Below are 8,462 nucleotides of genomic sequence, written 5' to 3' on the forward strand. Positions count from 1 at the left end.
CGCCATGCCCGGCATCGAAGACATCAGCCCCGCCGAAGCGCGTCGCCGGCAGCTGGCCGGCAGCCGCCTGCTGGACGTGCGCGAGCCCGGTGAACACGCGCTCGGCCTGCCCGAAGGCGCCGTGCCCGTGTCGCGCGCCGCGCTCGAGGCCGAACCCGCGCGCCACGCGCCGGATCCCGACGCCGAGCTGCTGCTGATCTGCGCCGGGGGTGTGCGTTCGCGGCTGGCGGCGCAGGCGCTGCAGGCCCGCGGCTACCGCCGCCTCGCTTCCGTGGCGGGTGGCTTCGACCAGTGGCGCGCCGAGGGTTTGCCGGAGGTGCCGGGCGCCACCGAGGACGCCGATTTCCTCGAACGTTATTCGCGCCACCTGCGCCTGCCGCAGGTGGGCCTGGAAGGCCAGCGCAGGCTGGCGCAGTCGCGCGTGCTGATGGTGGGCGCCGGTGGCCTGGGTTCGCCGGCGGCGTATTACCTGGCCGCGGCCGGCGTGGGCACGCTGGTGCTGGCCGACGACGACGTGGTGGACCGCAGCAACCTGCAGCGCCAGATCCTGCACACCGAGGCGCGCGTCGGCGTGCCGAAAGTTGAATCGGCGCGGCAGGCGCTGGCGGCGCTGAACCCGCGCGTGGACGTGCGCACCGCACAGGTTCGCGTCACGGCCGACACCGTGGACGCGCTGGTGGCCGGCGTCGACCTGGTGCTCGACGGCGCCGACAACTTCCCCGTGCGCTACCTGCTTTCCGACGCCTGCGTGCAGCACGGCAAGCCGCTGGTCTACGGCGCGGTGCACCGCTTCGAAGGCCAGGTGAGCGTGTTCGATGCCGGCCGCCGCCGCGGCGAGGCGCCGTGCTACCGCTGCCTGTTCCCGGAGCCGCCGGCGCCCGAGGACGCGCCCAACTGCGCCGAGGCCGGCGTGCTGGGCGTGCTGCCCGGCGTCATCGGCCTGCTGCAGGCCACGGAGGGCCTTAAGCTGTTGCTCGGCCTGGGCGAATCGCTCAGCGGGCGGCTGCTGCACTTCGACGCGCTGGCCATGCGTTTCCGCGAAACGCGACTGCGCGCCGACCCGGCGTGCCCGGCCTGCGCGCCTGGACGCCCGTTCACGGGCTACGATGAACTCGAGCAAGCCTGCCGGGCGCAGGCGAGGGGAGGGGCATGAAACCCCAGAAGAACTACCGCGAAATGGGCTGCCGCGAATGCCTCGGCGGCGCCGGCCTGCACTTCGACTTCAGCATGGCCTTCCAGCCGATCGTGAGCCTGTCGCGGCGCGAGGTGTTCGCCTACGAGGCGCTGGCGCGCGGCCCCGCCGGCGAGCCGGCGGCGGAGGTGTTCAAGCACGTGGACGAAAGCACGCGCTACCGCTTCGACCAGGCCTGCCGCGTCAAGGCCATCGAACTGGCCAGCCGGCTCAAGATGCCCACGTACCTGAGCATCAACTTCATGCCCAACGCGGTCTACCGGCCCGAGCTGTGCATCCGCACCACGCTCGAGGCGGCCGAGACCTACGGCTTCCCGATCGACCGCATCGTCTTCGAGATCACCGAGGGCGAGCAGGTGGATGACCGCGCGCACCTGCGCGACATCGTGCGGCACTACCAGAAGCGCGGCTTCCTCACCGCCATCGACGATTTCGGCGCGGGCTATTCCGGCCTGAACCTGCTGGCCGACGTGCGCACCGACCTGGTGAAGCTGGACATGGCGCTGGTGCGCAACGTGCACGAGGACGCCGGCCGCCGCGCCATCATCCGCGGCGTGTCGCTGATGTGCGCGGACCTGGGCATGAAGCTCATCGCCGAGGGCGTGGAAACACGCGAGGAGCTGGCCTGCCTGGCCGGCCTGGGCATCGACCTGTTCCAGGGCTACCTGCTGGCGCGCCCGGCGTTCCAGGCGCTGCCGGTGGTGCACTGGGGCGACTGAGGCTTCAGCGGAACAGCACGATCGCCAGCGCGGCTGCGGACACCAGCAATCCGGCGGCGCCGAGCAGCATGGACACCTCGGTGCGGCGGGAAGCCGCGTCGCGTTCGGCTTCGCCACGGATGGGCGCGGCCGGCTGGCCCGAGTCCGGCGTGCCCAGCAGCAGCGCCACCATGGACTGCACCAGCTCGGGCGAGAACGAATAAGGCTCGAAGCCGATGCGGCCGTGGCGGGCCATCAGGGAACGCACCTCGGGGGCGTCGGGAACGTGCTTCATGGTCCAGCCGCGGAATTCGGGCTCCGGGATCTCGCGGCGCTCGAGGACCTGCAGGTCTTCGTGGCGCGGGTCCTGCTGGAGCTTGGCGTAAAGCGCCTCGACATCCTCGGCCGGGCCTTCCAGCACCTGGAAGAAGCAACCGTCGGCGAAGTACAGGCCGCCGACCAGCCGCTGGCGGGCATTGTTGCGGCGCGACTGCACCAGGATGCGGCCCACCTCCGGATGGAACGCGGCACCGTCCCGCACCGGCGGGAACGTGGCGCGGCTGACGTAGGTAAGGCGGAGGTATCGGGGCATGGCGGCGCACAGGCTGTCTGGACGCGGGGCAGGGTCCCAGAACCGGTGTGATAGGCGCGTGGCTTGGGGTTCCTGCCCGGGTGAAGGTATCTCCAGCAATGCGCATAATGTATATTATGTCACGCCCGAACATAGACAAAGGCGGTCACCTTGCCCGAGGGTTCAACCCTCCTGCCGGTTGGCCTGCCGCCGGCCGGGACGCTCGCCCAGCACCCGCTCGGAAACCAGTGGCCTGATCTGCCCGGCATTGGCGATCACGTCCGCCAGCGTCAGGCCGTCGAGCACGCGGAAAAACGCCTCCAGCGCCTCGTGCATCGCCCCGCGCAACCGGCACGCCGGCGAAAGCACGCATTCGTTGTTGGCCTGGTCGAAGCATTCGACGATGCGGAAGTCGCCTTCCGTGGCGCGCACGACCGCGCCGATGTTGATGCGATCCGGCGGCATGGCCAGCCGCACGCCCCCGTTCCGGCCACGCGTCGCCGCCACCAGTCCCGACTGCGAAAGCTGGTTGACGATCTTCATCAGGTGGTTCTTCGAGATCCGGTAGCCGTCGGCCACCTGCTGGATGGTCACCAGTTCGCCCGGGTGCAGGCCCAGGTAGATCAGGACCCGCAGGGTGTAGTCGGTGTAGTCGGTGAGCTTCATGGGTGGAGCCTAGCTTAAAAGATGCATCTTGGGCATTGCTTTATCATCGGGGCCGCATTTAAGATGCAGTTCACATGAATCTTTAAGTTCCCGGCTGGTGCCGGGCCTCCGATGAACACCGCGACCCTGCTGCTTTCCACCTTCCTGCTGGCCGTCACGGCCCTGCTGGCTTTCATCTGGTCGCTGCGCAAGGGACTGGCCGACCCGGACCCCGATGCGGCCAGGGTTATCTTCGAGCCGGGCGAAATAGGCCGGCATGACGCCGGCCCCCTGCCGCCCCGGGCCGAAGACATCCGCTGGGCCGCGGACCGCTCCACCGCGGCACCGGTGCGCCTGATGCTGGTGTTCGCCGTGCTGTGGCTGCTGGTGGCCTCGCTGGCGGGGCTGACCAGCTCCATCAAGCTGCATGCGCCGGACTGGGCCGCAACCGCGGCCTGGCTCAGCTTCGGCCGCATCCGCACGCTGCACCTCAACGCCGTGGCCTACGGCTGGACGCCGATGGCCGCGCTGGGCATCGCCCTGTGGATGCTGCCGCGGCTGCTGCGCACCGAACTGGTGGGCGGCGGCTATGCGGTGGCGGGCACGATGCTCTGGAACCTCGCGCTGCTCGCCGGCCTGGCCTGCATCGCGCTGGGCATCTCCGACGGCATGGAATGGCTGGAAATCCCGTGGCAGATCGGCCTGGTGTTCGCCGTGGCCGGCGCCCTGATCGCCATCCCGCTGCTGCTGACGCTGCGCAACCGCCGGGTGGAACACCTGTACGTCTCGGTCTGGTACATCGGCGCCGCGCTGTTCTGGTTCCCGGTGCTGTACGTGGTGGCCAAATGGCCGGGCCTGCACTTCGGCGTCGAAGCCGCGACCATGAACTGGTGGTTCGGGCACAACGTGCTCGGGCTGTTCTACACGCCGCTGTCGCTGGCGGCGGTCTACTACTTCCTGCCCAAGGTGATCGGGCGGCCGGTCCAGTCCTACAACCTTTCCCTGGTGGGCTTCTGGTGCCTGGCCTTCTTCTACGGCCAGGTCGGCGGCCACCACCTGATCGGCGGGCCGGTGCCGGAATGGCTGGTCACGCTGTCGATCGTGCAGAGCATGATGATGGTGGTGCCGGTGCTGGCGTTCACCGTCAACCAGCACCAGACGATGCGCGGCCACTTCGCCGTGCTCAACCATTCACCCACGCTGCGCTTCGTGGTGCTGGGCGGCATGATGTACACGCTCAGCTCGGTGCAGGGGTCGCTCGAGGCCCTGCGCGGCATCAACACCATCACCCACTTCACGCACTTCACCGTGGCGCATGCGCACCTGGGCCTGTACGGCTTCGTGACCATGGTGATGTTCGGCGCCATCTACTTCGCGCTGCCGCGCGTGGTCGGGCGCGAGTGGCCCTGGCCGCGGCTGGTCGCGGCGCATTTCTGGCTGGTGATGGGCGGCTTCGCGGTGTACTTCACCGCGCTCACCATCGGCGGCTGGCTGCAGGGCCTGGCCATGCTCGACGCCAGCCGGCCCTTCATCGACTCGGTGCGGGTCACGCTGCCGTGGCTGCAGGGCCGCACCGTGGGCGGCGCGATCATGACGCTGGGCCACGTGCTGTTCGCCCTGCACGTGGGCGCGATGGTGCTGGGCCTCGGGCCGCGCCGCGAAGGCGCCGTCGACCTCTATCCGGCCCCTCAGGCAAGCTGACCATGGAAAGCCCCGCCAAACTCATCGCCGGCGCGATGGTGACGCTGGCCGTCGCCACCGCCTCGCTCGTCGTGCTTCCCTACCTGCAGCTCAAGCCGCTGCCGCCGCCCGCGGCGCTCAAGCCCTACACCGAAGCGCAGCTGCGCGGGCGCCAGCAGTACATCGCGCATGGCTGCGTGTACTGCCATTCGCAGCAGCCGCGCGACGCGTCGCAGGCACCGGATGCCACGCGCGGCTGGGGCCGCGCCTCGGTGGCGGCCGACTATGCCTACGACCGGCCGCACCTGCTGGGCACCATGCGCACCGGCCCCGACCTGTTCAACATCGGCGCGCGCCAGCCCAGCGAGGACTGGCACCTCGGCCACCTCTACCAGCCCCGCGCCTACGTGCCGGACAGCACCATGCCGCCCTACCCCTTCCTGTTCGAGGTCAAGGACGAGGCCGCCCCCGGTGACCGCGTCGTGACCCTGCCGCCGGGGCTCGGGCCGCCGGAGGGCGTGGTGGTGGCGCGGCCGGAAGTGCGCGACCTCGTCGCCTACCTGCAATCGCTCGACCACACCTATCCGGTCCCCGGCCCCGACGCCGCCACGCCCGAGGAAACGCCATGAGCCCCACGCCCCAGCAGCGCCGCGAAAACCCCGAGCCGCGGGAAGCGCGCAACCCCGTCCCGGTGGCGGTGATCGCCCTGGTGTCCGCGATGCTCGGCTGGGCGGCGGGTTACCTGATGGCCGCGCACCCGAATGCCGACGCCAGCCTGGGCGACCAGCGGACCGCGCTGCATGCCGCGCCGGCCGTGGCGGCGACAGACTCCGCGCCCGCACCGGCCGATGGCGCGGCGCTGTACGCCACGCACTGCGTGGCCTGCCACCAGGCCAGCGGCGCCGGCCTGCCCGGCGTGTTCCCGCCCCTGTCCGGTTCGGAGTGGGTGCTCGGCGACGAAGACACGCTGCTGCAGATCCTGCTGCACGGCGTGTCCGGCCAGATCAGCGTGGCGGGCACTACCTACCAGGGCTCGATGCCGGCTTTCGGCGAGCGATTCAGCGACGAGGAAATCGCGGCGCTGGCCACGCACCTGCGCGCCAGCTGGGGCAACACGGCGGCGGCCGTGGACGCCGCGGCGGCGGCACGTGCCCGCGCAAGCACGGCCGGCCGCAGCACGCCCTGGGCCGGCGGCGAAGAGCTCACCGCGCGGGCGCCGTGACGCCGGGCGGGCTTCCCAGGACATTCGCGGCGACCGCGGTGATCGTCGCCGCGGCCTTCGCCGCGCTGTGGTCGGCCACCGAGGGGTTCCGCGTGCTGACCAGCGAATCCGCGCGACGCCTCGAAGTGGCCCGGGACCCGCTGCCGCTGCCCGGCGCGCGGCTGGCCGACGGCCGCGAACTGAGGGCTGCGCTTCGCGACGATGGCCGCGTCGTGCTGGTGGATTTCATCTACACGCAGTGCGAAAGCCTCTGCACCGCGCTTGGTACCGATTACCAGCAACTGCAGCGCGAGATCCTCCGGCGCGGGCTGGGCGGGCGCGTGCGCCTGCTGAGCCTGAGCTTCGACCCCGGACGCGACAGCCCGCAGGTGCTGGCCCGCCACCAGGCGCGGCTGGGTGCCGACCCGACGCTCTGGCAGGCGTCCACCGTTCCCGACCCGGCGCAGCGCGCGCGCCTGCTGGCGGCCTTCGGCATCGTGGTCGTCCCCGACGGCCGGGGCGACTTCGTGCACAACGCGGCCATCCACGTCGTCGATGCACAGGGCAGGCTGCGCGGCATCCATGACCTCGGCCGCTGGCAGTCCGCGCTGGCCGATGCACTGGAGGCCCGGTGATGCGTCAACGCACGCAGGTGCTGGCCGGCGCGGCCACCGCGGCCCTTGCCGCCGCTCCCCCGGCACGGGCACTGCTCGAAGGCAGCATGTCCCTGCACATGCTGGTGCAGGTGCCGGCACTGGTGGTCACCGGCTACTGGCTTGCCGCGGGCTTGCCGCCTCGCGCCCGCCGCGCACTGCAGTCGTTCAATGCGCACGGACTCGCGGGCTGGACACTGGCCAGCCTGGGCCTGGCCTTCTGGATGCTGCCGCGGGCCCTGGACGCCGCGGTGGCGAACCCCGGGGTGGATGCGGCGAAGTTCGCCGTCCTGCTGCTGGTTGGCTTGGCGACGAGGCTTTCCCTGGCCACCTCGGGCACCATCGTCCAACTGTTTTTCGTCGGCAACTGGGGGTGGATGACGGCCACCGCGGGCCTGCTCTACGCAGAAGCGCCCGACCGCCTGTGCAACGCCTACCTGCTGGGAGACCAGGCCCTCGCTGGGTATGGCCTCCTCGCGCTGGCGCTGGCTGTCGCCACGCTCTGGTGCCTTCGCCTTGGCCGGGCCTAGCCCTCAGGCCGCCGCTTCCTTCCGCCTCCCCAGCAGCATCGCCAGGACGCCCTCGAACCGGTCCACCTCGCCCGCTTCGCCACTGGAGCGCGTGTAGACGTCGGGGTCGTCGCAGACGCGCAGCACCCGGCACTGGCCGGCGCCGGTCTCGTCTTCGCCGACTTCGGCTTCGTAGATGCATTCGCCGGTCCAGGCGCGCCACACGCGCAGCAGGCCGGCATCGAGCCAGACCACCCAGCGGTCTTCCAGCGCCGTCGGCCACAGGCCCTGCCGCAGCAGGGCCATCTCCTCGGGCGTGAAGCCGCGCAGGCAGCGCACGGGCCAGGCCAGGCGCATCACGCGAAGGCGGGTCAACCACTCGTCTCGTTCGTCCATGGGGCTCGGGTCGGGTCGGCGTGTGCCGGATTGTGACGCGTTGGCGGCTCAATAAGTGAGACGCCGTCGCCGGTCCGGCCCGGCCGCCGACCACCCGGGCCAGGCTGGGAAAAATTCCCGCTCCGCCGTGGCAAGTACCGCAGCACGACTTCGGCGCCGCATCCATCAACACGGCCGAGCGTGACAAGGGGCGTTGACCTTCCCATGATGGGAGGCCCGAGGCTGACCCTACCCCAGGCAGGAGCAAGCCATGAACACCCCGCTTCCGATCCCTCCCACCGACGCCGCCAGCCACTTCCGCTTCGGCGTGACCGGCATGACCTGCTCTTCCTGCGCAGGCCGCGTCGAAAAGGCCCTGGCGAAGGTGCCGGGCGTCTCGTCGGCCACCGTGAACCTCGCCACCGAAAGCGCGGACGTGACCACCGACGGCAGCGTGTCGGCCGCGGCCATCACCGCGGCGGTGGAAGGCGCCGGTTACGGCGTCGCCATCGAGGAGGTCTCGATGGCCATCCTCGGCATGACCTGCGCGTCCTGCGCCGGCCGCGTCGAAAAGGCCCTGGCCAAGGTGCCCGGCGTGCAGTCCGCCAGCGTCAACCTGGCCACCGAAACCGCCAGCGTCCGCGTCACCGCCGGCACGCCGCGCGAGGCGCTGGTGCAGGCCGTGGCCGCCGCGGGTTACGAAGTGGCACACGAAGCCGCGCCGACCACCACGGGCGCCGAATCCGCTCCTGCTCCCCCGCCGGCCCTGGTGGCCGCGCACGAGCGCGAACGCCGCCACCTGGTCCTCGCTGCCATGCTCTCCCTGCCGCTGGCCGTGCCGATGCTCGGCATGCCCTTCGGTGAGCACTGGGCCCTGCCCGGCTGGTGGCAGCTGGCGCTGGCCACGCCGGTGCAGTTCTGGCTGGGCGCGCGCTTCT

Annotated in this window: 11 protein-coding genes; 8 read left to right on the top strand and 3 right to left on the bottom strand. The window is 71.0% G+C overall.

The features are described 5' to 3' along the window. The first annotated feature begins 4 nt into the window (after nt 1-4). Together moeB and ACE3Q2_RS06455 are read left to right on the top strand one after the other, a co-directional pair. Nucleotides 5-1,153 carry a molybdopterin-synthase adenylyltransferase MoeB gene (moeB, locus tag ACE3Q2_RS06450; protein ID WP_374473441.1) on the top strand — a complete coding sequence of 383 codons (1,149 nt, stop codon included), beginning with the start codon at nt 5-7 and terminating at the stop codon, nt 1,151-1,153. Then, complete coding sequence (locus tag ACE3Q2_RS06455; RefSeq protein WP_374473442.1) at nt 1,150-1,911, top strand: EAL domain-containing protein; 762 nt, start codon at nt 1,150-1,152, stop codon at nt 1,909-1,911. The genes moeB and ACE3Q2_RS06455 overlap by 4 nt, the downstream gene beginning before the upstream one ends. Before the next feature lie 4 nt (nt 1,912-1,915). On the opposite strand, the gene ACE3Q2_RS06460 is transcribed toward ACE3Q2_RS06455, so the two are convergent. Further along, nucleotides 1,916-2,482 (bottom strand): BLUF domain-containing protein, encoded by a 567-nt coding sequence (locus ACE3Q2_RS06460; protein ID WP_374473443.1) that lies wholly within the window; start codon nt 2,480-2,482, stop codon nt 1,916-1,918. Between the two features lie 162 nt (nt 2,483-2,644). After that, nucleotides 2,645-3,127 (bottom strand): Rrf2 family transcriptional regulator, encoded by a 483-nt coding sequence (locus ACE3Q2_RS06465; protein WP_374473444.1) that lies wholly within the window; start codon nt 3,125-3,127, stop codon nt 2,645-2,647. A gap of 111 nt (nt 3,128-3,238) precedes the next feature. On the opposite strand from ACE3Q2_RS06465, the gene ACE3Q2_RS06470 reads away from it, so the two are divergent. The 5 genes from ACE3Q2_RS06470 to ACE3Q2_RS06490 are packed head-to-tail and all read left to right on the top strand — an operon-like array spanning nt 3,239 to nt 7,170. Next, nucleotides 3,239-4,807, top strand: coding sequence for a cbb3-type cytochrome c oxidase subunit I (locus tag ACE3Q2_RS06470; RefSeq protein WP_374473445.1), 1,569 nt, complete (start codon nt 3,239-3,241; stop codon nt 4,805-4,807). A 2-nt stretch (nt 4,808-4,809) separates the two neighbouring features. After that, nucleotides 4,810-5,415 (top strand): cbb3-type cytochrome c oxidase subunit II, encoded by a 606-nt coding sequence (locus tag ACE3Q2_RS06475; RefSeq protein ID WP_231696178.1) that lies wholly within the window; start codon nt 4,810-4,812, stop codon nt 5,413-5,415. Further along, nucleotides 5,412-6,008: a cytochrome c gene (locus ACE3Q2_RS06480; protein WP_231696177.1), complete on the top strand. Its 597-nt coding sequence runs from the start codon at nt 5,412-5,414 to the stop codon at nt 6,006-6,008. The genes ACE3Q2_RS06475 and ACE3Q2_RS06480 overlap by 4 nt, the downstream gene beginning before the upstream one ends. Nucleotides 6,009-6,046: 38 nt before the next feature. Beyond that, on the top strand, nt 6,047-6,622 hold the full coding sequence (locus ACE3Q2_RS06485; protein ID WP_374473446.1) for an SCO family protein: 576 nt from the start codon (nt 6,047-6,049) through the stop codon (nt 6,620-6,622). After that, a complete protein-coding gene (locus ACE3Q2_RS06490) occupies nt 6,622-7,170 on the top strand; it encodes a hypothetical protein (RefSeq protein ID WP_374473447.1) in 549 nt (182 codons plus the stop codon). The genes ACE3Q2_RS06485 and ACE3Q2_RS06490 overlap by 1 nt, the downstream gene beginning before the upstream one ends. 3 nt (nt 7,171-7,173) lie before the next feature. Here ACE3Q2_RS06490 and ACE3Q2_RS06495 read toward each other — a convergent pair whose 3' ends face one another. Then, nucleotides 7,174-7,524, bottom strand: coding sequence for a hypothetical protein (locus ACE3Q2_RS06495; protein WP_374473448.1), 351 nt, complete (start codon nt 7,522-7,524; stop codon nt 7,174-7,176). A gap of 271 nt (nt 7,525-7,795) precedes the next feature. Between ACE3Q2_RS06495 and ACE3Q2_RS06500 the strand changes: the two genes are divergently transcribed. Continuing rightward, nucleotides 7,796-8,462: copper ion binding protein (locus tag ACE3Q2_RS06500; protein ID WP_374473449.1), on the top strand; the 667-nt coding region annotated here is incomplete at its 3' end.

It is taken from the genome of Arenimonas sp. (assembly GCF_041913985.1).
Lineage (GTDB): Bacteria > Pseudomonadota > Gammaproteobacteria > Xanthomonadales > Xanthomonadaceae > Arenimonas.